This is a genomic window from Streptomyces sp. NPDC006296 (genome assembly GCF_040613235.1).
Taxonomy (GTDB): Bacteria; Actinomycetota; Actinomycetes; order Streptomycetales; family Streptomycetaceae; genus Streptomyces.
Genome location: NZ_JBEXRT010000037.1, coordinates 1 through 25,553, shown reverse-complemented (window position 1 = coordinate 25,553; position 25,553 = coordinate 1). Strand labels below are relative to the sequence as shown.

The following is a 25,553-nucleotide window of genomic DNA, read 5'->3' as shown; positions in this document are numbered from 1 at the left end:
GGTCCCCCATGACCGAACGTCAGAAGGACCGTCCGTGGCTGATGCGGACGTACGCGGGCCACTCGACCGCCGAGGCGTCCAACGAGCTCTACCGGCGCAACCTCGCCAAGGGCCAGACGGGCCTGTCGGTCGCCTTCGACCTGCCGACGCAGACCGGCTACGACCCGGACCACGTCCTCGCCCGCGGCGAGGTCGGCCGGGTCGGCGTGCCCGTCTCGCACCTCGGTGACATGCGGCGGCTGTTCCAGGACATCCCCCTGGAGCAGATGAACACCTCGATGACGATCAACGCGACCGCGATGTGGCTCCTGGCGCTCTACCAGGTGGTCGCCGAGGAGCAGGGCGCGGACCCCGGGAAGCTCCAGGGCACGACGCAGAACGACATCGTGAAGGAGTACCTGTCCCGGGGGACGCACGTCTTCCCGCCGGGCCCGTCGCTGCGGCTGACGACGGACATGATCACCTACACGGTCAACCGCATCCCGAAGTGGAACCCGATCAACATCTGCAGCTACCACCTGCAGGAGGCGGGGGCCACGCCGGTCCAGGAGATCGCGTACGCCATGTCGACGGCCCTCGCGGTCCTCGACGCCGTACGGGACTCGGGGCAGGTCCCCGAGGAGCGCTTCGGCGACGTCGTCGCGCGGATCTCGTTCTTCGTGAACGCGGGCGTCCGGTTCGTCGAGGAGATGTGCAAGATGCGGGCCTTCGGACGCATCTGGGACCGGCTCACACGCGAGCGGTACGGCATCGAGGACCCCAAGCAGCGGCGCTTCCGCTACGGCGTGCAGGTCAACTCGCTGGGGCTCACCGAGGCGCAGCCGGAGAACAACGTCCAGCGCATCGTGCTGGAGATGCTGGCCGTCACCCTCTCCAAGGACGCACGTGCCCGCGCCGTGCAGCTGCCCGCCTGGAACGAGGCGCTGGGACTGCCGCGCCCCTGGGACCAGCAGTGGTCGCTGCGCATCCAGCAGGTGCTCGCCCACGAGAGCGACCTGCTGGAGTACGAGGACATCTTCGCCGGTTCGCACGTCATCGAGGCCAAGGTCGACGAGCTCGTCACGGAGTCGCTGGCCGAGATCGACCGGATCCAGCAGATGGGCGGCGCGATGGCCGCCGTGGAGTCCGGCTACCTCAAGTCCGAGCTGGTCTCCTCGCACGCGGCCCGGCGGGCCCGGATCGAGGGCGGCGAGGAGAAGATCGTCGGGGTCAACATCCACGAGACGACCGAGCCCAGCCCGCTGACCGCCGACCTCGACGCCGCGATCATGACGGTGGACCCCGAGAACGAGGCACGGGTCGTCGCCGCGCTGCACGAGTGGCGCGACAACCGCGACGAGTCCCGTGCGACCGAGGCCCTGGCGGCGCTGAAGAAGGCCGCGGCGGGCACCGCGAACATGATGGAGGCGACCGTGGAGTGCGCCCGGGCGGGCGTCACCACGGGCGAGTGGGCCTGGGCGCTGCGCGATGTGTTCGGGGAGTTCCGGGCACCGACCGGGGTCTCCTCCGCACCGGTGGCCGTCACCGCCGAGGCCGGCACCCCGCTGGCGCTGGTCCGCGAGAAGGTCGCCCGCACCGCCCGGGACCTGGGGGTCGGGCGGCTGCGGCTGCTGGTGGGCAAGCCCGGTCTGGACGGGCACTCCAACGGCGCCGAGCAGATCGCCGTGCGGGCCAGGGACGCCGGCTTCGAAGTGGTGTACCAGGGGATCCGGCTGACGCCCGAGCAGATCACCGACGCCGCGCTGGCCGAGGACGTCCACTGCGTCGGCCTGTCGATCCTGTCCGGCTCGCACGCCGCGCTGGTCCCGGACGTGCTGGGCCGGCTGCGCGAGGCCGGTGCGCAGGACATCCCGGTGATCGCCGGCGGCATCATCCCCCCGGCCGACGCGCACGCCCTCGTCGCCGCCGGCGTCGCCGCCGTCTTCACCCCGAAGGACTTCGGCATCACCGAGATCATCGGCCGTATCGTCGACGAGATCCGGAAAGCGAACACGCTCGACCCTCTGGAGGTCCCCGCATGAGCACGCCCACCCACCCGACGGCCGCCCCCGCGAACCGGCTGCGGCCGCGCCGCTCCTGTCTGGCCGTGCCGGGCTCCAACCCGCGCTTCCTGGAGAAGGCCCAGGGCCTCCCGGCCGACCAGGTCTTCCTGGACCTGGAGGACGCGTGCGCGCCGCTCGCCAAGGAGGGCGCCCGGCACCACATCGTCGACGCGCTGAACAACGGCGACTGGACGGGCAAGACCCGGGTCGTGCGGGTGAACGACTGGACGACGCACTGGACGTACCGCGACGTCATCACGGTCGTCGAGGGCGCGGGCCCGAACCTCGACTGCATCATGCTGCCGAAGGTCCAGGACGCGCAGCAGGTCGTCGCCCTGGACCTGCTGCTCACCCAGATCGAGAAGACGATGGGCTTCGAGGCGGGCCGGATCGGCATCGAGGCGCAGATCGAGAACGCCAAGGGCCTGGTGAACATCGACGAGATCGCCGCCGCCTCGCCCCGTCTGGAGACCCTGATCTTCGGGCCGGCCGACTTCATGGCCTCGATCAACATGAAGACCCTGGTCGTGGGCCAGCAGCCGCCCGGCTATCCGGCGGACGCGTACCACTACATCCTGATGCGCATCCTGATGGCCGCCCGCACGCACGACCTCCAGGCCATCGACGGCCCGTTCCTCCAGATCCGCGACGTCGACGCCTACCGCGAGGTCGCCGGCCGCGCGGCGGCGCTGGGCTTCGACGGCAAGTGGGTGCTGCACCCGGGGCAGGTGGACGCGGCGAACGAGGTGTTCTCCCCCGCGCAGGAGGACTACGACCACGCCGAGCTCATCCTCGACGCGTACGACTGGTGCACCTCGGAGGAGGGCGGCAAGAAGGGCTCGGCGATGCTCGGCGACGAGATGATCGACGAGGCCAGCCGCAAGATGGCCCTGGTCGTCGCGGGCAAGGGCCGCGCGGCCGGTATGCAACGCACCTCCAAGTTCGAAGCGCCGGAGGCCTGACATGCAGTTCGGTCGCACCTTTGAGGAGTTCGAGGTCGGTGCCGTCTACAAGCACTGGCCCGGGAAAACGGTCACGGAATACGACGACCACCTGTTCTGCCTGCTGACCATGAATCACCATCCGCTGCACCTGGACAGCAACTACGCCGAGCGGACGACGGATTTCAAGAAGAACGTCGTCGTCGGCAACTACATCTATTCCCTGCTGCTCGGGATGTCCGTCCCCGACGTCTCCGGAAAGGCCATCGCCAATCTGGAGGTGGAATCGCTCAGGCACGTGGCGCCGACCTTCCACGGCGACACGGTCTACGGCGAGACGACGGTGCTCGACAAGACGCCGTCGAGGTCGAAGAGCGACCGCGGCATCGTGTACGTCGAGACGAGGGGGCACAAACAGGACGGCACGCTGGTCTGCGTGTTCCGCCGGAAGGTGATGGTCCCCACCGCGGCCTACCTCACCGAGCGCGGCGGCGAGCAGCCCGGCCGCCCCGAGACCGACCAGCCGACGAGCAAGAACGTGGAGAACCAGCCATGAGCCGACTCGCGCAGACCGCCGGCCTGACGGACGTGCAGCAGGAAATCCTCTCCACGGTCCGGAATTTCGTCGACAAGGAGATCATCCCTGTCGCCACCGAACTGGAACACCGCGACGCCTACCCGACGGAGATCGTGGAAGGCCTCAAGGAACTCGGCCTGTTCGGGCTGATGATCCCCGAGGAGTACGGCGGACTGGGCGAGTCGCTGCTCACCTACGCGCTGTGCGTCGAGGAGATCGCCCGGGGCTGGATGAGCGTGTCGGGCATCATCAACACGCACTTCATCGTGGCGTACATGCTCAAGCAGCACGGGACGCAGGAGCAGAAGGACACGTTCCTGCCGCGGATGGCCCTCGGCGAGGTGCGCGGGGCGTTCTCGATGTCCGAGCCGGCGCTGGGCTCCGACGTCTCCGCGATCTCGTCGAAGGGGGTGCGGCAGGGGGACGAGTACGTCCTGGACGGCCAGAAGATGTGGCTGACGAACGGCGGGTCGTCCACCCTGGTGGCCGTGCTCTGCCGAAGTGACGAAGGACACTCCCCCGCGGAGGTCGCCGCGGCTCCGCACCGGTCGATGACGACGTTCCTGGTGGAGAAGGAGGCGGGTTTCGGAGAGGTGCGCCCGGGTCTCACCATTCCCGGGAAGATCGACAAGATGGGTTACAAGGGGGTCGACACCACCGAGCTCATCATGGACGGACTGCGCATTCCGGCCAATCGCGTGCTGGGCGGCACGACCGGCCGAGGTTTTTACCACATGATGGACGGCGTCGAGGTCGGGCGGGTGAATGTCGCCGCGCGTGGCTGTGGCGTCGCACAACGTGCCTTCGAACTCGGCGTTTCCTACGCCCAGCAGCGCCAGACCTTCGGGAAACCGATCGCCCAGCACCAGGCGATCCAGTTCAAACTGGCCGAAATGGCTACCAAGGTCGAAGCCGCCCATGCGATGATGGTCAATGCAGCACGCAAGAAGGACTCCGGGGAGCGCAACGACCTGGAGGCAGGGATGGCGAAGTACCTCGCCTCCGAGTACTGCAAGGAAGTCGTCGAGGACGCCTTCCGCATCCACGGCGGTTACGGCTTCTCCAAGGAGTACGAGATCGAGCGCCTCTACCGTGAGGCCCCGATGCTGCTGATCGGTGAAGGTACCGCCGAGATCCAGAAAATGATCATCGGTCGCCGGTTGCTCGAGGAGTACCGACTTCAGGGCTGAAATGTACCTTTCGAGGTGATTTGGTGGCGAAGAACATCACACCCGGTCACTCTTGTGCGGGGCCTTTCAGCCGTCCGACTCGGCTGCTGGCTTGCCCAGTTGCCGCTCGCACCCGATAGCATCGACGGAAAGCCGCCGTCCCCCCGTTGCCAGCGCGGCATCATCCGCTACGAAGGTCAACCATGCCCGACAGCCAAATCCCTGCACCGCGCGGCCGGGTCCGCCTCGCCCGTGGAGCGTCGCCGTGGCTCCTCCCGACCGTCGCCACCGCGGCACTCAGCCTCGCCCGGGCCCGCACGTCCGGACGCTGGGCCGCCGTGGCCGTGCCCACCACCGCGCTCGCGGCGGGCATGCTGTGGTTCTTCCGCGACCCCGAGCGCGAGATCACCCAGGGCCGCGTCATCTCGCCCGCCGACGGCGTGGTGCAGAGCATCATGCCGTGGAAGGACGGGCGTACCCGCGTCGCGATCTTCATGAGCCCGCTGAACGTTCACGTGAACCGGGCTCCGCTGGCCGGCACCGTGACCTCGGTCGAGCACGTTCCGGGCGGGTTCGTACCGGCTTTCAACAAGGAGAGCGAGAACAACGAACGCGTTGTCTGGCACTTCGACACCGAGCTCGGCGACATCGAGATGGTGCAGATCGCGGGAGCGGTCGCCCGTCGGATCGTCCCCTACATCCCGCAGGGCACGAAGGTGGAGCAGGGCGAACGCATCGGTCTGATCCGCTTCGGCTCGCGCGTGGACATCTACCTTCCGGAAGGTGTCGATGTCGCGGTCGAGGTCGGCCAGGCCACGACCGCGGGGGTGACTCGAATTGACCGTAGCTGATCGCGATACGCAGGCCGGCTGGGTGCCGGAGGGCGAGGAGGAGGACGACGCCGAGGACATGCCGCTGTCCATGCGGCTGTCGATAGCGGACACCCTCACCCTCGGTAACGCCACGTGCGGTTTCATGGCGGTGTACTTCACCACCACGGGCATCCTGATCCCGCACCTCACCGGCAGTGACGAATCAGGCATGGCCCGGCACTCCGCCGCCACCGCCGTGATCCTCATACTTCTGGCCGCGGTGTTCGACCTCTTCGACGGTCTTGTGGCGCGCAAGCTGCGTTCCTCGCCGATGGGCGCGGAGCTGGACAACCTCTCCGACCTGATCAGCTTCGGCCTCGCCCCGGCGTACTTCGTGCTGGTGTACGGCATGGTCGCGGACGACGCACACCAGCGGGTGTCGGCGCTCGCGGCGATCGTGGTGCTGCTGGCGGTGGTGCTCCGGCTCGCGCGGTTCTCGTGCGTGACCTTGAAGGACGGCATGTTCCAGGGCATGCCGAGCCCCTTCGGCGCGCTCACGGTCGTCTCGATCGTGCTGCTGGAGCTGCCCTTCGTCCCGACGCTGCTCGCGATCATCGGAGTGGCGTGGCTGATGGTGAGCCGGGTCGAGTACCCCAAGCCGCGGGGTGCCCTCGCGGTGGCGATGCTCAGCTGGATCGTGGCCGCGATGGGCCTCCTCGCCGCGTGGGCGTTCGACGCCCCCGGCGGTCAGCTGCTCCTGCAGACCGGCTGTGCGCTCCAGGTGGTCCTGGGTGCGGTGATCCCGCTCTTCGCCACGGCGCGGCGCGTGAACACCTTCCGCGACAACCGGCGCGAGGCACGGGCGGCCCAGCACCCGTAGCCGCGTGTGACGCCTTGACGAGGGCCCGGATGCTCCCCTGCATCCGGGCCCTCGTGCGTGTGCCGTCGGCCTGTCCGGGCCCATCCGGCGGGCCTCGCGTCCCGGCGGGACCGCCGCCGCGGCCGCGTCCGTGAGCGGGTGCGCGACCGACCGCGACGGAGGACGCTGGAAGGCGTGCAGGACCAGGCCGCCTCGGACGGCGCCACCGGTTCGGGCGCGGAGCTGCTGGACAGCGCCGTCGCCCACGTGGTGCGGGAGACCGGCGCGTCCATGGCGATGCTGTACCTGCTGCCGCCGGACGACACCACGCTCCACCTGGCCGTGCTGGCCGGAGCGCCCGGCCGGCTCGCCACGCCGTGGACCCGGGTGCCGCTGTCGGCCCCGATCCCGGTGGCCGACTCGGTGCGTCTGCGCAGTCTGATCTGGCTCGGCAGCCAGGAGGAGCTGGCGCGCCGCTACCCGCGGCCCGCGCTCGTCCTGCCCTACCGGTTCGCGCTGGGCGCCGCCCCCGTCCACACCGGTCCCACCGCCCGGGGCGGGCTCGTGCTGCTCTGGCCCGGTTCGCACGGGCCCCGTCTGACGGCCGGCGAGCGCGCGGCGGTCGTCCGGGGCTGTCACCGCATCGGCGTCCTGCTGCGGCGGGCCGAGCGCAGCGGTCACCCGGTCCTGCCCGGTACCGAGCCGCGGGTGCTGCCGCCGCCGGAGCCCGGGGTCCCGGGGCCGGCCGAGGCCAGGGCCGCGGCGGAGTTCGTCCGGCGGCTGCCCGGCGGAAGCTGTTCGCTGGCGATCGACGGCACGGTCGTCTTCCTCGACGAGGACGCCGCCGACCTCCTCGGAGCCCGCGCCGAGGACGTGCTGGGGACCCTCCCGTGGAACTCGCTGCCCTGGCTGGACAGCCCCGCCGTCGAGGACCACTACCGGGCGGCCGTCATCAGCCGCCAGCAGACGTCCGTCACCGTGCTGCGGCCGCCGGACCGGTGGCTGGCCTTCCATCTGTTCCCCAGCGACACGGGCATCAGCGTCCGCATCGTGCCCACCTCACGGCCCGGCCCACAGAACGTGCGGGCACCGGCGCGGCCCGCCGCCCCTTCGGTGCCCGGCAGCGCCACGGCGCTGTACCACCTGATGCACCTGGCGGCGACGCTCACAGAGGCGGTCGACACCCGGGACGTCATCGAGCAGACCGCCGACCAGCTCATGCCGGCCTTCGGGGTGCAGACGCTCGTCGTGATGACCGCGGCGGAGGGACGGCTGAGGGTCGAAGGCGCCCGGGGCAGCCATCCCGCGCTCATGGAGGGCTTCGACGGTGCCCCGCTGACCTCCGCCACGCCCGTCGCGCACACGCTGATGACGGGGGTGCCGGACTTCCACCCCGCCTTCGTCGAGCCGGAGCACGCCCGCCCCTCGGCGGGCCCGGATCACGCCGTGGCCGCCTGCGTGTTCCTGCCGCTCGTCGTCTCGGGGCGCCCGGTCGGCTCGCTGGTCCTGGGCTACGACCGGCCGCGCACCTTCGAACCGGAGGAACGTGCCCTGCTGACCTCCATCGCGGGGCTGCTCGCCCAGGCGCTGGACCGGGCGCGGCTGTACGACACCAAGGACCGGCTCGCGCGCAGCCTGCAGGCCCACCTGCTGCCGCAGATGCTGCCCGCCGTCAGCGGCCTGGACGTGGCGGCCCGCTACCTCCCCTCGACCCGGGGCATGGGCATCGGCGGGGACTTCTACGACCTGATCCGGCTGGACGGCGGCACGGCGGCCGCGGCCATCGGCGACGTACAGGGGCACAACGAGAACGCCGCCGCGCTCATGGGGCAGGTCCGCACCGCCGTGCACGCGTCCGCGGGCGCCCCGCCGGACGAGGTCCTGGCCCGTACCAACCGGCTGCTCACCGATCTCGACCCGGGGCTCTTCACCAGCTGCCTCTACGTCCACCTCGACCTCGCCGGGCGCACGGCCCGTATGGCCACCGCCGGCCATCCCCCGCCGCTGCTGCGGCAGCCGGACGGGCGGACCGAGGTCCTGGACCTGCCGCCCGGCCTGCTCCTGGGCATCGACCCGGGGTCCGCCTATCCGACGGCCGAGTTCCCGCTGCCTCCCGGCGGGGCGCTCGCGCTGTACACGGACGGCCTGGTGGAGGCTCCCGGGGTGGCCTTCGACGACGCCGCCGCCGATCTCGCCGCGCAGTTCGCCCTCGCCCTGGACCAGGACATGGAGTCCGTCGCCGACACGCTCGTGCGGTACGCCGAGCGCGCCACGCCGGGCACCGACGACATCGCCCTGCTGCTCATCAACGCCCTGCTGGAGGATGTCTGAACGGGTTGAGTCATTTATTTGAGCGATGAAGACGAAATCTTGCGCAGCCCCGTGGACTTCTTTACTCGACTGCTCCTAGCCTGTGGGGCGTCCGATGAGCCCTTCGAGCCGCAAGGACGTCCTTCACGTGACCCCACCACTCTCTGGACCACGCCTCCTCAGACGCTCCCTGTCCGCCTCCCTCTCCCTGGCGCTCGCCGCGGTGGGCACCGCGGCCGCGGTCGTCCTGGCCGGCGCTCCCCCGGCCCAGGCCGCCGCGGTCCCCGCCCCCTCCCCCGTCGGGATATCCGGCCGGGGTGCCACGGTCCCCTTCACCGAGCAGGAGGCCGAGTACGCTGCCACCAACGGCTCCCTGATCGGCCCGGACCGTCTCTACGGCTCGCTGCCGTCCGAGGCGTCCGGCCGCCAGGCCGTCACGCTCGACGCCGCCGGCGAGTACGTCGAGTTCACGCTGACCGCCCCCGCCGACGCCATGACCTTCCGCTACTCGCTGCCCGACAACGCGGCCGGCACCGGCCGGAACGCCTCCCTCGACCTGCGGGTCGACGGCTCCTCCCTCAAGAGCGTGCCGGTGACCTCGGTGTACGGCTGGTTCTACGGGGGCTACCCCTTCAACAACAATCCGGGGGACACCGACCCGCACCACTTCTACGACGAGGCCCGGACCATGTTCGGGTCCACGCTGCCCGCGGGCACGAAGGTCCGGCTCCAGGTCACCTCCACCGCGGACTCCCCGTCGTTCACCATCGACCTGGCCGACTTCGAGCAGGTCGGGGCGCCGGCCGGCCGGCCGTCGGGGGCGCTGGACGTGGTCGCCGACTTCGGCGCCGACCCGACGGGCGCCGCCGACTCCACCGCGAGGATCCAGGCCGCGGTCGACGCGGGCCGCACCCAGGGCAAGGAGGTGTACATCCCGCGGGGCACCTTCAAGGTCCAGGACCACATCGTCGTCGACAAGGTGACCCTGCGCGGGGCGGGTCCCTGGTACAGCGTCCTGACGGGCCGCCACCCCACGGACCGCTCCAAGGCGGTCGGCGTCTACGGGAAGTATGCGGCGCAGGGCGGCAGCAGCGACGTCGTCCTGAAGGACTTCGCCGTCATCGGCGACATCCGCGAGCGGGTGGACAACGACCAGGTCAACGCGATCGGCGGGGCCATGTCCCACTCGGTCGTCGACAACGTCTGGATGCAGCACACCAAGTGCGGCGCCTGGATGGACGGTCCGATGGACGACTTCACCATCAGGAACAGCCGGATCCTGGACCAGACCGCCGACGGGGTCAACTTCCACTACGGGGTCACGAACTCCACGGTGACCAACACCTTCGTCCGCAACACGGGCGACGACGGCCTGGCCATGTGGGCGGAGAACGTCCCCAACGTGAAGAACAGGTTCACCTTCAACACGGTGATCCTGCCGATCCTGGCCAACAACATCGTGACCTACGGCGGCAAGGACATCACGATCTCCGACAACGTCATGTCGGACACCGTCACCAACGGGGGCGGGCTGCACATCGCCAACCGGTATCCGGGGGTCAACTCGGGCCAGGGCACCGCCGTCTCGGGTACGCACACCGCGGCCCGCAACACCCTGATCCGTACCGGGAACAACGACTTCAACTGGCGCTTCGGCGTCGGTGCGATCTGGTTCAGCGGTCTCAACGAGCCGATCAGCGGTGCCACGATCAACATCACCGACAGCGAGGTCCTGGACAGCTCCTACGCCGCGATCCACCTGATCGAGGGCGCGAGCAACGGGCTGCACTTCGACAACATCAGGATCGACGGCGCCGGGACGTACGCCCTCCAGATCCAGGCGCCGGGCACGGCCTCGTTCACCATGGTCGTGGCCACGCACCTCGCGCAGTCCAACCCGATCCACAACTGCGTCGGGAGCGGCTTCCAGATCACCCGGGGCGCCGGCAACTCGGGCTGGTACGCGGATCCGCCCGCCTGCACGGGTGTCTGGCCCGCCCCGGTGTGGACCAACGGCGGGATTCCCGGGGGCGGTTCCACCGACCCGACCGACCCGACGGACCCGACGGATCCGACCGATCCGCCCGAGGAGACGGGGAACCTCGCCCAGGGGCGCCCCGTGACGGAGACCGGCCACGCCGATGTGTACGGCGCGGGCAACGCGGTGGACGGCAACGCCTCCACCTACTGGGAGAGCCGCAACAACGCCTTCCCGCAGTCCGTCACCGTGGACCTCGGCGCCGCCGAGGCGGTCAAGCGGCTGGTGCTGAAGCTGCCGCCGGCCGCCGCCTGGGCGACACGCACCCAGACGATCGGGGTGACCGGCAGCACCGACAACTCCGCGTACGGCGCGCTGAAGGCGCCGGCGGGGTACACCTTCGATCCGTCGAGCGGCAACACCGCGACGGTGACGCTCACCGGGACCCCGGTGCGGTACCTGCGGCTGACGTTCACCGCGAACACCGGCTGGCCGGCCGGTCAGCTGTCGGAACTGGAGGCCTACACCGGCTGATCGGGCACGGGGACGGGCCCGGCCCCGGGAGGCCGGGCCCGTCGCCGTGCGGGGAGGGTCAGGGCGTGGACGCGTAGGACGCGGCGGCCGGGGCGACCTCGGCCGGGCGGACCACCTTGAGGCCGCCGGGGGTCTTGGCGTCGGGTTTCATGACGACGGTCTCCCGGGTGGACGGCGCCGACGGGTCGGTGAAGTCGTGCGCGACACCGAAGTCGGCGCCGAAGCCCTTGATGGTGAGCAGTGCCTTGTCGACGCCCTCGCGGGTCAGGTCCTCGGACGTGCAGGCCTTCTTCAGCGCCTCGCCGAAGACGGACGCGGCGTTGTAGCCGGCGATGACGCCGTTGTCGAGACCGTCCTTCGGGTACGAAGCGGCGTACGCCTCGGCGAGCCGGGCCGGGCCCGCGGCCGCGTCACCGATCGGCAGGGTGGAGGCACCGATGTAGTAGTCCTTCTGCAGGGCCGCGCCCGCCTGGGTGGCCAGCAGCTGCGGGGCGTAGGCGGAGTTGTTGCCGACCACCGGGACGGCGAGGCCGGTCGCCGCGGCGACGCCCACCAGTGAGGCCGCCTGCCGGGGTCCCGCGCTGACGATCACCGCCTTCACCCCGGCCTGTTTGAGCGCGGAGACCTGGGCGGTCATGTCGTTGTCGGTCGGCTTGATCTTCTGCTCGACGACCGTGAGGCCCGCCTCCCGCGCCGCGTGCCGGGAGCCGGCCAGGGCGTTCTCGCCGTAGTCGCCCTCGAAGTAGACGTGACCGATCCTGTCGCCCGCGGCGATGCGCTTCTCGTCGAGCAGGAAGTCGACCAGGTTGATCGTCTCGACGTCGTAGGTGGCACCGATGACCCGGACGTACTTGGATCCGACCAGGTTCGCCGACCACGCCTGCGGCAGGACGATGCCCTTGTCCTGGCCGTCGATGCGCGACTCCACGGCGGAGACGAACGGGGAGCCGATGAACTGGGTGAAGCCCAGCACGTCCGGTTCGAGCTCGGTGTAGGCGCCGATCGCCTTCTGCGGGTCGTATCCGTGGTCGCGGACGGTCAGTTCGATCTGCCGGCCGCAGATACCGCCCGCCTCGTTGGTCTGCTCGACCCAGAGCTGCTGGGCCTGGGTGACGCTCTTGCCCAGCGAGGCGTAGACCCCCGTCATGTCGGTCAGGGCGCCGAGGGTGATCGTCGTGTCGGTGACGCCCTGTCCGGTCTTCACCCCGCTCCCGTCGGCGGCGCCGTCGTCCGACGGCTTCGCCTTCCCGCTGCATCCCGCGAGGGCGACGGTGAGCGTGAGGGCCGCGACCGCGGCTGCGGCAACACGTGGCTTCATTTCTTCTTCTCCCCTGGAGTCTTCGGACGCGCGATGCCGCCGGGCAGGAACAGGACGACGGCGACGACCGCGGCGCCGTACAGGTAGCGGGACGCCTCTCCCGGTGCCACGCCGCCCGTGCCGGGGGCGGACACCAGGGGGAGCGAGTCGCTGTAGTGGGTGAGCACCTGTGGGAGCAGCGACACGAACGCGGCGCCGACGACGGCCCCCGCGACGCTGCCCAGCCCGCCGATGACGATCATGGCGAGGTATTCGAGGGACAGGATCATGCCGAAGTACTCGGGCACGGTCCGCTGGAAGACCAGCGCGAGCAGGACGCCCGCGAGGCCCGCGTACATGGAGGACAGGACGAACACGCCGGCCCGGTACCCGGCCACCGGTACGCCCATCACACCGGCGGCGATCCGGTGGTCCCGGATGGCGTTCAGCGCCCGGCCCGGCCGGCCGCGCAGCACCCCGCGGGCGAAGAACCCGCCGGCCAGCAGGGCCGCCAGGCCCAGGTACCAGAGTTTCTCGGACGCGTGGAAGGGCACCGCGGCGACGACCACCTCGGCGTCGTCGAAGGTGAACCCGAAGAGCGAGAGGGGCGGCACCGGACGGCCGTTGAAACCACCGGTGAGCGAGCCCGCGTTGAAGAGCACGTGCTGCCCGATGAAGATCAGCGCGAGGGTGGCGATGCCGAGGTAGGCACCGCTCAGCCGGCCCGCGATGGGGCTGAACAGCCCTCCCGCCGCGCCCGCCAGGAGCACGGCGAGGACGGCGGCGAGCCAGGTGGGCAGCCCGAGGCCGGTGAGCACGTGGCCGTTCTCCGTGCTGCTCTCCCCCGCAAGGACGCAGTAGCCGTACGCGCCCACCGCGAGGAAGAAGGCGTGTCCCATGGAGAGCTGGCCGGTGGAGCCGGTGAGCAGGTTGAGCCCGATCGCGCCGATCGCGGCGGCCATGGCGAACAGCCCGGCCTGGAGCCAGAAGCGGTCCAGGTAGAACGGGAGCAGGAGCAGCAGGACCGGGCCGGCGAGCCGGAGGTACGGGGCGGGCCGGCGCAGCCGGCCGCCGAGCCGCTCCCGGGCTGCGGGGACGGTCGCCGCGGTGGTGTCCTGGGTGGCTTCAGACACGGGACAGCTCCTTCGTGCCGAGGAGTCCCGCCGGGCGGACGAGCAGGACGACCACCATCACCAGGTACGGGGCGAGGTCGCCGATGCCGCGTCCGAGGAAGGACAGGTCGCTCTGGTAGCCGGTGGCGAGCGACTCGGTGACCCCGACGACGAGGCCGCCGACGAGTGCCCCGGTCGTCGAGTCGAGGCCGCCGAGGATGGCGGCGGGGAACGCCTTGAGGGCGGCGAGCGAGGTGGCCCGTTCCAGGCCGGGGGTCGGGAACACGGTCAGGAAGAGCGCGGCGACGGCGGCGAGCGCTCCGGCGACCGCCCAGGCGGAGAGGGAGACCCGGCCCAGGCGGATGCCCATCAGCGCGGCGGTCTGCGGGTTCTCGGCCGCCGCGCGCATGGAGACGCCCCACGAGGTGAAGCGGAAGGCGAGCAGGAACACGGTGATGAGCAGCCCCGCGACGAGGAACGCGGCGATGCGCGTCTCGGCGAGGGTGACGCCCCCGACGGTGACGACGGCGTCGCCCCACGGGTCGCCCAGCGGCAGGACGTCCGTCCCCATGCGCCGGACGAGTTCGGTGGTGAGGAGGATGTCGACGCCGATGGTGACGATGGCCAGGACGCTCTGGTCGCTTCCCCGGTAGCGGCGCATCACCAGGAACTCGACCGCCGAACCGACGACCGCGGCGCCCGCGATCCCGACGCCGAGCGCGGGCCAGAACCCGATGTCGTCGTGGAGCACGGCGGTGACGTACCCGCCGGCCAGGAGCAGGGAGGCGTGGGCGAAGTTGACGACCTCGGTCGCCTTGAAGATGACGACGAAGCCCAGGGCGATCAGTGCGTAGACCGAGCCGATGGACAGGCCGCCGAGGAGGAGCTCGATGAAGGTGGTCATTCCGGTGCCCCCAGGTAGGCCTGTACGACGGCCGGGTCGTTCTGCACCTCGGCGGGCGTGCCGTCCGCGATCCTGCGTCCGAAGTCGAGCACGGTCACCGCGTCCGCGAGCCGCATCACCACCCCCATGTCGTGTTCGACCATGACGATCGAGATGCCGAGGCTGTCGCGCACCCCGGCGACGACGGCCGCGGTGCGGCGGCGCTCGTCGGCGGTCATGCCGGCGACGGGTTCGTCGAGCAGCAGGACCTCGGGCTCCATGCAGAGGGCTCGGCCGAGCTCGACGAGCTTCTGCTTGCCGTACGGGAGGGCGGCGGCCGGGAAGTCGAGTTCCGCTTCCAGGCCGATGAACCCGGCGATCTCCCGTACTCGTTCGAGGTGCCGGCGGGCCTCCCGGGTGGCGGACGGAAGCCTCAGCCCGGCGGCCACGAACCCGGCGCGGGTGAGCCGGTGCCGGCCGAGCATGAGGCTCTCGGCGACGGTGGCGTGGGGCGGCAGCGCCAGGTTCTGGAAGGTGCGGGCCACGCCGAGCCCGGCGATCCGGTGCGGGGGGAGCCCGGTGAGTTCGGTGTCACCGAGGCGCACGCTGCCGGAGGCGGCGCGGTAGACGCCGGAGAGCACGTTGAAGGTGGTGGACTTGCCCGCGCCGTTGGGTCCGATGACGGCGTGCACACTGCCCGGTTCGACGGTGAAGGACACCGCGTCGAGGGCGGTGAGCCCGGCGAAGCGCACGGTCACGTCGCGCACGGCGAGGGGTGCCGGGGAGCTCGTCACCCGGACCACCTGCTCAGGGAGCGGGTGAGGCCCTCCGCCTGCGCGGCGTCCTCGGCGGCGGTCTCGTCGACGACGCCGAGGTAGCGGCGGCGCACCTCGTCGGAGGCCGCGAGCGCGTCGGCGGGGCCGTCGAGCGCGACCTCGCCGACGTCCAGGACGTACGCCGTGGAGGCGAGCCGCAGCGCGATGGCGGCGTTCTGCTCGACGAGCAGCACGGCGGTGCCGCCGGCGTTGATCTCCCGGATCGTCTCGGCGATCCTGGCGGCCATCAGCGGGGCGAGGCCCAGGGACGGCTCGTCCAGGAGCAGCAGGCGGGGGCCGGCCATCAGGGCCCGGCCCATCGCCAGCATCTGCTGCTCGCCCCCGGACAGCAGTCCGGCCCGCTGGTGCGCGCGTCGGGCGAGCACCGGGAACAGTTCGTGGACGCGGTGCAGGGCGGCCGTCGTGGCCCTGCGGCCTCCGCGTGCGCCGAGCGCGCCCGCCCGCAGATTGTCCGCCACCGTCATCCGGGCGAACACCTGCCGCCCTTCGGGCACCTGGATCACGCCCGCCGCCACCACCTGGGCGGGGCGCAGCCCGTCCAGCGGGCGGCCGTCGAAGCGGATCGTGCCGGTGGCCGTCCCGCGGTGGAAGCCGAGGGTCCGCGACACGGCCCGCAGCAGCGTGGTCTTGCCGGCCCCGTTGCCGCCGAGCACGGCGGTGATCGCCCCCTCCGGCACGTCGGCGCGGACGCCGCGCAGGGCCCGTACCGGGCCGTAGCCCACGGACAGTTCGCGGATCTCCAGCGTTGCCATGCGTCCTCCTCCTTCCGGCTGGTCGTCGTGGTGCCACAGACCAGCAGCGGGGGCGGCGCGCGTCCACGGCCGACGGCGCACTCGCTGCGGGTGACCAGTCTTCGCGGGCCCCGGTTGTGCGCGTGCACAGAGGGACGTCATCGGTGACCGGTCCCGGGGCGGCCGGTGGCATCCTCACCGGCCATGAGCGGCTCGGCGGAGGGACGGAGCGAGGACCGGCGGCGCGGTGGGGAGCGGAGCAGGGCACTGCTCGACGCCCTGCTGGAGGGCCGGCCGGAGCCGGGCCTCGCGGCGCGCGCGGCGGAGGGTCTGGAGCTGCCGGAGCGGGGCCGTTACGCGGTCGTGGTGCTGCGGGCGGGCGGGGGCGGGCCGGCGGTCGGGGCGCTGGAGGCGGCGGGGCTGCGCTTCGTGCGGCGGCGTCGGACTGACCGCGAGTGCGTCGTCGTCGCCCTGGGCGACCGGGATCCGCCGGCGCTGGTCGCCCTGTTGGCCCGGTGCGGGGCGGGCCCGGGCGGGGTCGGCCCGGTGGCGGACGGTCTGGCGGGGCTGGGGACCGCGCGTCGGCTGGCCGAGCTGGCGCTGCTGACGCGTCCGCCGGGCACGACGGAGATCGTGCGGCTGGAGGAGCGGCTGCCCACCGCGCTGGTGGTGAGCCAGCCGGAGCTGTCGGCACGGCTCGTCGCGGACGTCCTCGGCCCGCTGCTGGCGCTGCCCCCGGCCGAACGGGCCCTGCTGGTGCGGACGCTGGAGACGTGGCTGGAGTGCGGAGGGTCGGCGGGACGGGCGGCGGGCCGGTTGTACTGCCACCGCAACACCGTGCTCAACCGCCTGCGGCGGCTGGAGCGGCTGACCGCGCGGTCGCTGTCACGGCCGCGCGAACTGACCGAGACGGTGCTGGCGCTGGACGCCTTCAGACTGACCGCGCCGCACCCGTGAGCAGGGAGAAGCGGGGAGAGCCGAGCCCCGGCCGGACGGGGCCACTGGACGGAAGGCCGACGCCCCGACCCGACGGGGCCGGGAGCGGTGAGCGCGACGCCTCGGCCGGGCGACGCCGGTGGACGGGACGGTGAGCGCGACGCCTCGGACGGGCCCGTGGTGGGAAGGACCCGGTGTCTCGGCCCGGCGGCGCGGCCGATCCGGAGACCGACGCCGCGGCGGCCCGGCACCTCCCGCGCGGGGCCGGGTACCGGTACGCCGGGTGCCGGTGTGCCGGGTGGCCGCCGGTCCGTGGGGGTAGCCGGGCCGGCTTCCCCCACGGCGCCGCGTCAGACCAGGAGGTCGCGGGCGATCGCCTCGGCCGCGCGTTCCAGCAGGGGGCCGGCCTGGGCCATGCAGACGGCGGGGTCGGGCTCCAGGTCCGTCAGGGCGTAGGCCCCGCGGATCCCGGCCCGGTCGAGCGCCTCCCGGGGCAGTGCGAGACGTCCGCAGACGGCGACGACCTCCACCCCGGCGGTGCGCGCCGCGGAGGCGACGCCCGCCGGGGCCTTCCCGTGCAGTGTCTGCTCGTCGAGCGATCCCTCGCCGGTCACGACGAGCGTGGCGCGGGCGAGTGCGGGGGCGAAGCCGAGCACGTCGAGCATGACCTCGATCCCGGGCCGGAAGCGGGCGCCCAGCGCGACCAGTGCGCCGTACCCGATCCCGCCGGCCGCGCCCGCGCCGGGCAGTTCCGCGGTCCCGGGACCGAGCACGGACGCGTAGTGGCGGAGCGCCGCGTCCAGGACGGCGATGTCGTCCTCGGTGGCCCCCTTCTGCCGTCCGTAGACCTCCGGGGCTCCCGTGGGACCGGTCAACGGGTTGTCCACGTCGCTGGCGAGGATCAGGTCGATGTCCGCGAGCCGTGGGTCGAGCCCCGTCAGGTCGGCCTGTGCGAGGGCCGCGAGTGCGGCGCCGCCGGGCCGCACGGGGGTGCCGTCGCCGTCCAGGAAACGGGCCCCGAGCGCGGAGAGCATGCCCGCGCCGCCGTCCGTGGTGGCGCTCCCCCCGACGCCGAACACGATCGTCCGGGCGCCCGCGTCGAGCGCCGCCGCCAGCAGTTCGCCCGAGCCGTACGTCGTCGCCGTGAGCGGGGCGAACTCCCCCGCCGGGAGGTGCTGGAGTCCGGAGGCCTCGGCCATCTCCACCACCGCCGTGCTGCCGCGGACCGCGTACGCCGCCGTGACCGGGGTGCCGAGCGGGCCGGTGACCCGCGCCTCGCGGCGCTCGAACCCGGCTGCCACGGCCGCCGCGACCGTGCCGTCCCCGCCGTCCGCGACGGGCAGGGTCTCGACCCCGAGGTCCGGGAGGACGCGCCGCAGTCCGGCCGTCACACGCTCCGCGACCTGCACGGCCGTCAACGAGCCCTTGAACTTGTCCGCCGCCACGAGCACGTGGGCGGTCTTCTTCGCTGCGCCGTCCGTCACCTTGTATCCCTTTGCTTTCGAACAGGCAGTCGCGCCGCCCCGACCCTATCCGGACCACCCCTGATCTGCCCATGGCTGTCCGGAACCGCCCGCACGGCCCCTACGCTGCCCCCGTGACCACTTCTGACTACGCCACCTACATCGCCGGGCTCCCCCGGGTGCTGGCCGGGGCCGCGACCCTCTTCAGGGACGACCGGGGCCGCGTCCTGCTGGTCGAGCCGAACTACCGGAAGGGCTGGGCCCTGCCGGGCGGTTAGGCAAAGCATCCCCAGATGTCTCAGGACATCAGCTCGGCAGCTACCTTTCGACTGGAGAGTCGTTAGCCACATGGTCATCCCGTTGTCTCAAGAGGAGCCATGGACTACTTCTTCACGTCACGCGCCACCGCACGGCGCCACTACGAAGCACCATCCGGGATCACCCTGGACGGGACGCAGTACACGAGCCGGAGCAAGGCCCTCAAGGACGGGACACCCTTCTTCCTCGGCTCTGACATGCGGCCCCTGGAGCCGCACTGCTCGTTCTTCTACGAGCTCGCCAAGACCCTTGAGGCCAAGTCGCTGCGTGACTACACGTACGACTTCCTCGACCTGGACGACTTCCTCTCAAGCCTCGATCCCCCGACCGACCTGCTCTCCGCCACCGAGGACGATCTGATCGCCTACCGCGATCACTGCATCGAGTACCGCGACGAGCCGATGGCACCGGCCACGTGGAAGCGCCGCAGGGCCACGATCAACAGGTTCTACGACTGGGCAGTCGATGAGGCGAGGCTTCTGGACCGGCGCCCGTACTACCGCAAGAAAAACGGCCGCGACATCCTCAACTGGGGAGCGACCAGCGAGCTTGACGTGCGCCATCTGACGTTCGAGCAGTGGTGGTTCCTGGACCGGGTTGGCCTGCGTGGGCTGCTGCCGGATGGCAAGGCGGATCCCGCCTTCCGCTCCGGTCATGCTCTGCGGGACAGCTGCGGCGGGAATCTCTCCATCACGACGGGCCTGCGGCTGCGGGAGTTCAGCGCGCTGCTCGACATCGAGGTCGGCGCTCCTCGTCGGGATGGCTCGGCCAAGGAAGTCGAACTGCAAGCGATCGCGAAGTTCGGCCTGCCCAGGACCACCGAGATCCAGGACGCCACTCTGTGTGAACTGGACTGGTATCGAAGGACCGAGCGTGCCGGTTTCCTTCGCAAGGCTGCGAAGAACCTGTACCGGCAGCGCGATGAGCTGTTCGTGGTCGACGACGTCGACATGCGCACGATGAAGGTCAGCGGCATCCAGGACGGGCGGCGACGCACCTACAGGATCAAGGCGATGAAGGCCCCGCTGCGGCGGATCACCGTCATCGAGGGCGACCACGGGCTGGAGTCGATGGCGCTCTTCGTCGGGCGCAATGGACGGATGATCAGCAGCCAGCGCTGGGAGCAGATCTTCGCCGACGCACACGCGAGAGCGGTACGGATCGCGGCCGAGCACAACCTGCCGCTGGAGATGCCGGGGCAGGTCCGCATCCATGATCTTCGGCATACGTTCGCCGTGTACATGCTGGAGCAGTTGACCGAGTTGGTCCGCGCCCAGGACGAGGAACAGCAGCGCCTCACCGGCCGCGCGCCCGCCTATGCGGCGGACCACGTGTCCCGGAACCCGTTCCTGACCGTCATGCGGCTCCTCGGGCATCGCCGTCCTGAATCGACCATGCGGTACCTGACCTACAAGAGAAAGACGAATCTGCTCGTCGCCCGGGCGGTGAAGGACTGGAACGATCAGGACCGCACCTACGCGGACCTGGCCGCTCGCCAAGCCGGAGGGTGGGCCGTCTGATGCCGCGCCGTGGAGAACGCCGATCCCGGTCCGCGACGCTACCGCCGCGCCTGCCCGCTCCACGCACCGTCGACCACGTCGGAGCGCGGGAACTGACTCAGGTGAAGCGCGGCCGCACCACGACCAGCCGGATCGATCCAGGGGAGTACGCATGCCGGGCGTTGGTCTCTCAACTCGCTGACGTGTGGGTCGAGTACCACCACAAAGCAGCGCTGAAGAACAGTGACAGGTACCTGGGAGCGGTTCGCTCGTTCGCGAAGTTCCTCGGCCCGTATCTGACCGCTCTGGGCCTGAACCCCGCAGACGCACGCCTCGACACCGACCACATCGACGTCGCCGAAGCCATCTACGCGTGGGAAAACGACCTCCTCGCGCAGTTCCCGGAGAACTCCTCGCAGCCATGGCAACTGTCCCGCTCACTGCTCGCGTTGGTTCACCACCGGGCTGAGCGCGATGCGCGCGTGCCGGAGAAACTGCGTAAGCGTGCGGCGACGGCGCCGACCCTACGCAAGGCCACCGGGGAGCCGCTGGACGAGTTCTCCAACTCTGAACGTCTCGCACTCAAAGGCGCTGCCCAGGACGATCTGAGAGCTCTTGAGAAGCATCTTGCCCGGGGAAGAGAGCTCCTGGAGGCCGGAAAAGATCCGCGCGAGTTCGGGTGGAAGGAACTGCCGAATCTGGTCTGGGCTGCCCGACACCGTCTGCTGACCATGGATGAACTCCGTGTTCATCTCCCTGCGCATGCCAAGCGCTGGCCCCAGGAGCTCCGGGAAGCACGGCCGGCCGACAGTGGGGCGCTCGGCGGGTTCTACGGCCTCTTACGAGGAGTGCATGCCTTGCTCTTTCCGCAGGAGTTGGATCTGCACCCGTTTCGAGTCCTGCTGTTGCTGGCCATGCTCGACTGCACCACCGAGGAACTGCATGGGCTACGGGTTCCAGACCTTGAGTTCAGCGATCAGGGCGTCCGTATTGTCCAGACCAAGAACCGCGCGGATCGCATTCGCGCCGACTACCACATGGTCGATCAGCCCCTGGAGAAGGGCGAGGTGCCTGGGGAGCTCGCCTACGAGGGCCGAGGTGATTGGGATGTCCCTGGCCTGCTGCGGCGCCTCGTGACGGCCACGGCGCTGACGCGCGAGGTGTTCGGCGGCGAGCCATGGCTGTTCACCGCGGTCGAGTATGACAAGAACCGCAGCACTATGGATGCTCGGTTCGCTCGCTTCGTCGACCCAGGTCGTCGCTTCACGCACTGGATCGCCTCGCACGTCGACGCGGCCGGAGAGCCCGTCCTGGCCATCTCCGAACCGCACGCGGCACCCCGGCTGCGCAAGACCGCGAAGACCACGCGCGTCGTCGCCCTGGGCGGCACCTTGTCCGACATGGCGGGGGATGATCACAGCATCCAGGTGTTCCAGGGCCACTACGCCCACGGCACCACCGCGCGGGTCCTGGCCGGAGCGGCGATGAACCGCGCCCAGACGCTCGTGTTCGACCGGCTCGCCGACAAGCCGGTTCTGGTCAACCCGCGTGTGCAGTCCCGCCTCGGCGAACCGGAGGTCGCCCAGGCCCTAGGGGTGAGCCCTGAGCTGGGTGCCGCCCTGAGCGCCGGTGAGCTCGACATGGGCGTCACCAACTGCAAGAACCCGCACGACTCACCGCACAGCACCCCCGGCAAGCTCTGCCATGTCGCCCCGGCCATGTGCATGATCTGCACCAACGCCGTGGTGTTCGTCTCACAACTGCCGCAGCAGCTGCTGCTCTCCGACCACATCGAGCGGATGCGACTGACGCAGCCACCGATGGTCTGGGACGCCGTATGGGGACGCCAGGCCAAGGCGCTGGCCGAAGTGTTCGAGGAATGCGCTGAGCACATTCCCGCCGCGCGCCGGGCCATCGAAGACCAAGACATCCGCCTGAATCTGTCGTTGGGCATGCGAACGGAGTACGACCGATGACCGTCCTCGCCGCAGCGGACAGGCCGGTATCCCGGACCTTCGCCGACGACGAACCCGTATACAGCAGTATGCCTGGGCAGCTCGCCGACGTCCGCGGGCCGGTCTTCGGGCGCATCGACGAGTGGCCCTGCGACTGCCTCAGACGGCCGGCGAACAAGAGCCCAGCACAGTGGAAATGCGTGTTCCCGCGCGATCCGGTCTGGAACTTGCGCGCACGAGAAGTCGCGTTCAGCATGCTCAACCCCGACCACCAGGCCCTGAGGAACGCGGGCATCTTCCTCCCCAGGAAAAAATGGGCCCCCGCCACGGTCATCAAGGTCTGCTTCAGCATGTCGCAGCTCGGTGCCTGGGCGCTTCACGAAGGGATGCCGGACAACCTGTACTTCTGGTCGGTTGAGGACTGGCAGGGCTACATCGACCACTGCGCATCAAGCACGAAGCCGGAGTCCGTACGGAGTGCGGTGGGAGCCGTCCGCCACTTGGTCCGCTTTTCCTCCATCCTGACGGGCACCGGCTCTCTGGAAGACCCCTGGCCAGGACAGACGGACAGCGACGTGGCCAAGGTCGCCATCTGTGACGGGCTGGCCACGCCCTCGATCCCGCCGGAAGTCTGGTGGCCGCTCCTCCGGGCTGCATGGTCCTATATCGACCGATTCTCCGCGAGCATCCTGGGCCAACGTGATCTCGAAGCAGAGAGGGCCGCAACAGCACCGACGGCTCCAGCCACCCTCAGCGCTGAAGGCATCAACCGCCAGCTGGAGTTGTGGCTGACCAACCCGGCCAACCTGGTACCCGTCAGCGACCGCGACACCACGTTCAGCCCGAAGGGCACTCCCATCTGGAGTTCCTTGAGCCGAGTGGTGACAACAGGGGCAAGCTCCACCGCCTTCGCGACCAAGAACAACAGGCAAGGCGTGGAACGTCGACAGAAGGTCCTGCGGATGATCGAGGAGACGGGCCGAATCCGGACTGTCCGCCCCGCCGACGCCAAGCAGTTCGAGTCGGACTACGCCGACTACGGGACCCGCCGCCGCTCATCCGAGGCTATGGACGCCATGCTCCAGAAATGGCTCGCCAATCCAGCGAACCTCATCCCCGTCCACGCCGAAACGAGTCGGCTCGCTCCCGGGGAGCCGGTGTGGTCAGCCCTGGAGAGCCTGCTTTACGACACCTCGGAGCGGGTGGATGTCTTCGGCGTCGGAAGCAAACAAGGTCGGCGTCGACGCGATCTGGTGCTGCAAGCCGCAGCCGGAGAGCGCCGGATCGTGTACTGCGACAGGCAACTGGCCAGGGACCTCCGGATGCTTCGGGCATCCTGCTACATCTTCGTCGCAGCGCTGAGTGCGATGCGGGACAGTGAGATCCAGGAAATCCAGCGCGGCGCGCTCACCCAGCACTACGGGGCTCCGGCAATCACCTCCCGCAAATCGAAGGGGGATTCCTCCAGGCCGCAGGCCAACTGGTGGATCATCGAACCGGTCGCACAGGCCCTGGCGGTGGCGGAGCGATTGTCCTGGCACGAGACCCATGTCTTCGCCACGATGACGCCGCCGAGCGAGGGCGGACCTGCCGGACGAGGACGAGCCGGTATCTCCGCCGCCGACGACATCGACTTCTTCATCGAGACGGTGAACACAACCCGGCACCTCACAGGCGTGGAGGAGATCCCTCCCGGGCGAGTACGTCCGCACATGTTCCGAAAGACCATGTCGATCATCGCCAGCCAGCAACCGGACGGCGATATCGCCCTGGGAATCCAGCTCAAGCACGCCGCGCGTAGGGCGCTGGCCAATCGCCTCAGCGGCGCCTACGGAAAACCCGATGCCAAGTGGGCGAAGGAGTTCGACACCGATCTACAGACCGCAGCAGCGCAAAAGCTGGTGGGGCTGCTCCAGGCCCGCCGGACCGGGGCCACCATCGCGGTCGGCCCAGGTGCAACCCGCTTCCACGCCGGGCTCGACAAGGTCAACGCCGTGATCGAGGCGAATTCGACGCTTCGGGCCCAAGTCGCAGATGAGCGGCTGGAGATCACCCTCCTGAGGGACGAGTTCGCGAACCTCCACCTGGGCACGGTCAACCACTGTCTCTGGAACGCGCCCACCGCGGAGTGCCAGAACCAACTCCCACCTGCTCAGCGCGGCCAGGCCCCACTGCTGGGCGCCTGCCAACCGTCCCGATGCCGCAACTCCGTCCTCACCTTGTCGCACGAGCGGATCTGGCGCATGGAGGAGGCCGACCTGGTGGAGTTCTTGAAGAAGAAGCTCTCCAAGCCGCTACGAGAGCAGGCCCAGAACCGGCTCGCCGAAGTCCGCTCTGCCACCTCGCAGATCGACAAGCTGAAGGAGGACATCTGATGCCGGTGTCCGCAGCCACCTCGGCAAAACTCAGGGAAGCCATGGCCCGGCTGCTGGCAGGAGAGCCCCTGCACAGCGACGGCGCGCTCACCAAGGAGAATCTGGCCCGCGAGGCCCAGGTCAGCCACGCCAGCGTCCACCGAGCCGAGGACATCCTCGCCGAGTGGAACGCCCGCATCCCGCAACCAGTCCTCCGTACGCCCGGCGAGGTTCAGCGCGACGAGGCAATCGCCGAGCTGAAGGGAAAACTCAGGAAAGCCAGCCAGAAGGTTACCGAGCTGCAGAGCAAGCTCGACGCACTCGCCACGGTGACGGCCAACCTATACCACGAGAACATCGAGCTGAAGAAGAAGCTGAGTAAACAGCAGCAGAACCGCCTCACCCTTCTCGATAAGGGAGTGTGACGAGCCGGGAACGCACACGCGTGCCCGTATAGCCCCTTCAATCGCGTAGTGACACCCCGACGCCTGCGAGGCAGGGTGCGCGCCACGACAATCTGGGCCAGTGTTTCGGCGAGGCTGCAAGGATGCCCCGCCGAAACGCCCCGGAGCGCTGTGCTCAAGCCCCGAGTGAGCTCTTCAGAAAGTCCAGCTCAAGCTGCAGCAGGGTGTCTGCGACTCCTTCCCCTGTTACGAGGTGCCCCACCGCAGGTAGCAGCAGGACTCTGTGCGGCCGACCCGCCGCGAGCAACTCCGCCGAGAGACGCAGCGTATGCGCTGGAGCCACATTGTCGTCGGCAAGCCCGTGAACGAGCATCAGCGGACGCGTCAGCTTCTCGGCGAATGACAGCAACGAGCTGCGCTCGTAGTCGTGCGGCTGGAGGTCCGGGTGACCTAGTGTCCTGAGTCGGTAGTTCACTTGCGGTTATAGGGTGGGGCAATGCCTGGTCCGAAGCCGTTGCCGTTGGAACTGTCCGATCACGAACG

General features: G+C 70.1%; 20 protein-coding genes and 1 pseudogene. 14 read left to right on the top strand and 7 right to left on the bottom strand.

Annotated features, from left to right (window positions below; genetic code table 11):
• Nucleotides 1–8 precede the first annotated feature (8 nt).
• From ABZ172_RS23325 to ABZ172_RS23290, 8 genes are all read left to right on the top strand, one after another.
• Complete coding sequence (locus ABZ172_RS23325; protein WP_356886003.1) at nucleotides 9–2,021, top strand: protein meaA; 2,013 nt, start codon at nucleotides 9–11, stop codon at nucleotides 2,019–2,021.
• Nucleotides 2,018–3,004, top strand: a complete 987-nt coding sequence (locus tag ABZ172_RS23320) for a CoA ester lyase (RefSeq protein ID WP_356886001.1) — start codon at nucleotides 2,018–2,020, stop codon at nucleotides 3,002–3,004. The genes ABZ172_RS23325 and ABZ172_RS23320 overlap by 4 nt, the downstream gene beginning before the upstream one ends.
• A 1-nt stretch (nucleotide 3,005) precedes the next feature.
• Nucleotides 3,006–3,539: a MaoC family dehydratase gene (locus ABZ172_RS23315; protein ID WP_356885999.1), complete on the top strand. Its 534-nt coding sequence runs from the start codon at nucleotides 3,006–3,008 to the stop codon at nucleotides 3,537–3,539.
• On the top strand, nucleotides 3,536–4,750 hold the full coding sequence (locus ABZ172_RS23310; protein WP_356885997.1) for an acyl-CoA dehydrogenase family protein: 1,215 nt from the start codon (nucleotides 3,536–3,538) through the stop codon (nucleotides 4,748–4,750). The genes ABZ172_RS23315 and ABZ172_RS23310 overlap by 4 nt, the downstream gene beginning before the upstream one ends.
• Nucleotides 4,751–4,932: 182 nt before the next feature.
• Nucleotides 4,933–5,580, top strand: coding sequence for a phosphatidylserine decarboxylase (locus ABZ172_RS23305; protein ID WP_356885995.1), 648 nt, complete (start codon nucleotides 4,933–4,935; stop codon nucleotides 5,578–5,580).
• Between the two features lie 22 nt (nucleotides 5,581–5,602).
• Complete coding sequence (gene pssA / locus ABZ172_RS23300; RefSeq protein ID WP_356886074.1) at nucleotides 5,603–6,421, top strand: CDP-diacylglycerol--serine O-phosphatidyltransferase; 819 nt, start codon at nucleotides 5,603–5,605, stop codon at nucleotides 6,419–6,421.
• A gap of 174 nt (nucleotides 6,422–6,595) precedes the next feature.
• Nucleotides 6,596–8,731 carry a SpoIIE family protein phosphatase gene (locus tag ABZ172_RS23295; protein ID WP_356885993.1) on the top strand — a complete coding sequence of 712 codons (2,136 nt, stop codon included), beginning with the start codon at nucleotides 6,596–6,598 and terminating at the stop codon, nucleotides 8,729–8,731.
• 94 nt (nucleotides 8,732–8,825) lie between these two features.
• Nucleotides 8,826–11,222: a glycosyl hydrolase family 28-related protein gene (locus ABZ172_RS23290; protein ID WP_356885991.1), complete on the top strand. Its 2,397-nt coding sequence runs from the start codon at nucleotides 8,826–8,828 to the stop codon at nucleotides 11,220–11,222.
• Between the two features lie 58 nt (nucleotides 11,223–11,280).
• Here ABZ172_RS23290 and ABZ172_RS23285 read toward each other — a convergent pair whose 3' ends face one another.
• From ABZ172_RS23285 to ABZ172_RS23265, 5 genes are read right to left on the bottom strand one after another with little or no spacing between them, the layout of a single operon-like run.
• Nucleotides 11,281–12,540 carry an ABC transporter substrate-binding protein gene (locus ABZ172_RS23285; RefSeq protein ID WP_356885989.1) on the bottom strand — a complete coding sequence of 420 codons (1,260 nt, stop codon included), beginning with the start codon at nucleotides 12,538–12,540 and terminating at the stop codon, nucleotides 11,281–11,283.
• Nucleotides 12,537–13,652: a branched-chain amino acid ABC transporter permease gene (locus ABZ172_RS23280; protein ID WP_356885987.1), complete on the bottom strand. Its 1,116-nt coding sequence runs from the start codon at nucleotides 13,650–13,652 to the stop codon at nucleotides 12,537–12,539. The genes ABZ172_RS23285 and ABZ172_RS23280 overlap by 4 nt, the downstream gene beginning before the upstream one ends.
• Nucleotides 13,645–14,535, bottom strand: coding sequence for a branched-chain amino acid ABC transporter permease (locus tag ABZ172_RS23275; protein WP_356885985.1), 891 nt, complete (start codon nucleotides 14,533–14,535; stop codon nucleotides 13,645–13,647). Before ABZ172_RS23275 ends, ABZ172_RS23280 begins: the two co-directional genes overlap by 8 nt.
• Nucleotides 14,532–15,317 (bottom strand): ABC transporter ATP-binding protein, encoded by a 786-nt coding sequence (locus tag ABZ172_RS23270; protein WP_356885983.1) that lies wholly within the window; start codon nucleotides 15,315–15,317, stop codon nucleotides 14,532–14,534. The genes ABZ172_RS23275 and ABZ172_RS23270 overlap by 4 nt, the downstream gene beginning before the upstream one ends.
• Nucleotides 15,305–16,102 carry an ABC transporter ATP-binding protein gene (locus ABZ172_RS23265; RefSeq protein ID WP_356885981.1) on the bottom strand — a complete coding sequence of 266 codons (798 nt, stop codon included), beginning with the start codon at nucleotides 16,100–16,102 and terminating at the stop codon, nucleotides 15,305–15,307. The genes ABZ172_RS23270 and ABZ172_RS23265 overlap by 13 nt, the downstream gene beginning before the upstream one ends.
• 183 nt (nucleotides 16,103–16,285) lie before the next feature.
• Here ABZ172_RS23265 and ABZ172_RS23260 point away from each other — a divergent pair, with 183 nt between their 5' ends.
• Entirely contained in the window at nucleotides 16,286–17,038 is a 753-nt protein-coding gene (locus ABZ172_RS23260) for a helix-turn-helix domain-containing protein (protein WP_356885979.1), read from the top strand.
• A gap of 329 nt (nucleotides 17,039–17,367) precedes the next feature.
• Here ABZ172_RS23260 and ABZ172_RS23255 read toward each other — a convergent pair whose 3' ends face one another.
• Nucleotides 17,368–18,501: a glycerate kinase gene (locus ABZ172_RS23255; protein ID WP_356885977.1), complete on the bottom strand. Its 1,134-nt coding sequence runs from the start codon at nucleotides 18,499–18,501 to the stop codon at nucleotides 17,368–17,370.
• Between the two features lie 113 nt (nucleotides 18,502–18,614).
• Here ABZ172_RS23255 and ABZ172_RS23250 point away from each other — a divergent pair.
• The 5 genes and pseudogenes from ABZ172_RS23250 to ABZ172_RS23230 form a co-directional block, all read left to right on the top strand.
• Nucleotides 18,615–18,755 (top strand): annotated as a pseudogene (locus ABZ172_RS23250) (NUDIX hydrolase); the annotation flags it as partial.
• Between the two features lie 102 nt (nucleotides 18,756–18,857).
• Nucleotides 18,858–20,318, top strand: coding sequence for a site-specific integrase (locus tag ABZ172_RS23245; protein WP_356885975.1), 1,461 nt, complete (start codon nucleotides 18,858–18,860; stop codon nucleotides 20,316–20,318).
• 182 nt (nucleotides 20,319–20,500) lie between these two features.
• Nucleotides 20,501–22,273, top strand: coding sequence for a hypothetical protein (locus tag ABZ172_RS23240; protein WP_356885973.1), 1,773 nt, complete (start codon nucleotides 20,501–20,503; stop codon nucleotides 22,271–22,273).
• Nucleotides 22,270–24,627, top strand: coding sequence for a hypothetical protein (locus ABZ172_RS23235; RefSeq protein WP_356885971.1), 2,358 nt, complete (start codon nucleotides 22,270–22,272; stop codon nucleotides 24,625–24,627). The genes ABZ172_RS23240 and ABZ172_RS23235 overlap by 4 nt, the downstream gene beginning before the upstream one ends.
• Nucleotides 24,627–25,031 (top strand): hypothetical protein, encoded by a 405-nt coding sequence (locus ABZ172_RS23230; RefSeq protein ID WP_356885969.1) that lies wholly within the window; start codon nucleotides 24,627–24,629, stop codon nucleotides 25,029–25,031. Before ABZ172_RS23235 ends, ABZ172_RS23230 begins: the two co-directional genes overlap by 1 nt.
• A 154-nt stretch (nucleotides 25,032–25,185) precedes the next feature.
• Here the strand turns inward: ABZ172_RS23230 and ABZ172_RS23225 are convergent, their stop codons facing one another.
• A complete protein-coding gene (locus ABZ172_RS23225) occupies nucleotides 25,186–25,485 on the bottom strand; it encodes a prolyl oligopeptidase family serine peptidase (protein ID WP_356885967.1) in 300 nt (99 codons plus the stop codon).
• Between the last annotated feature and the right edge of the window lie 68 nt (nucleotides 25,486–25,553).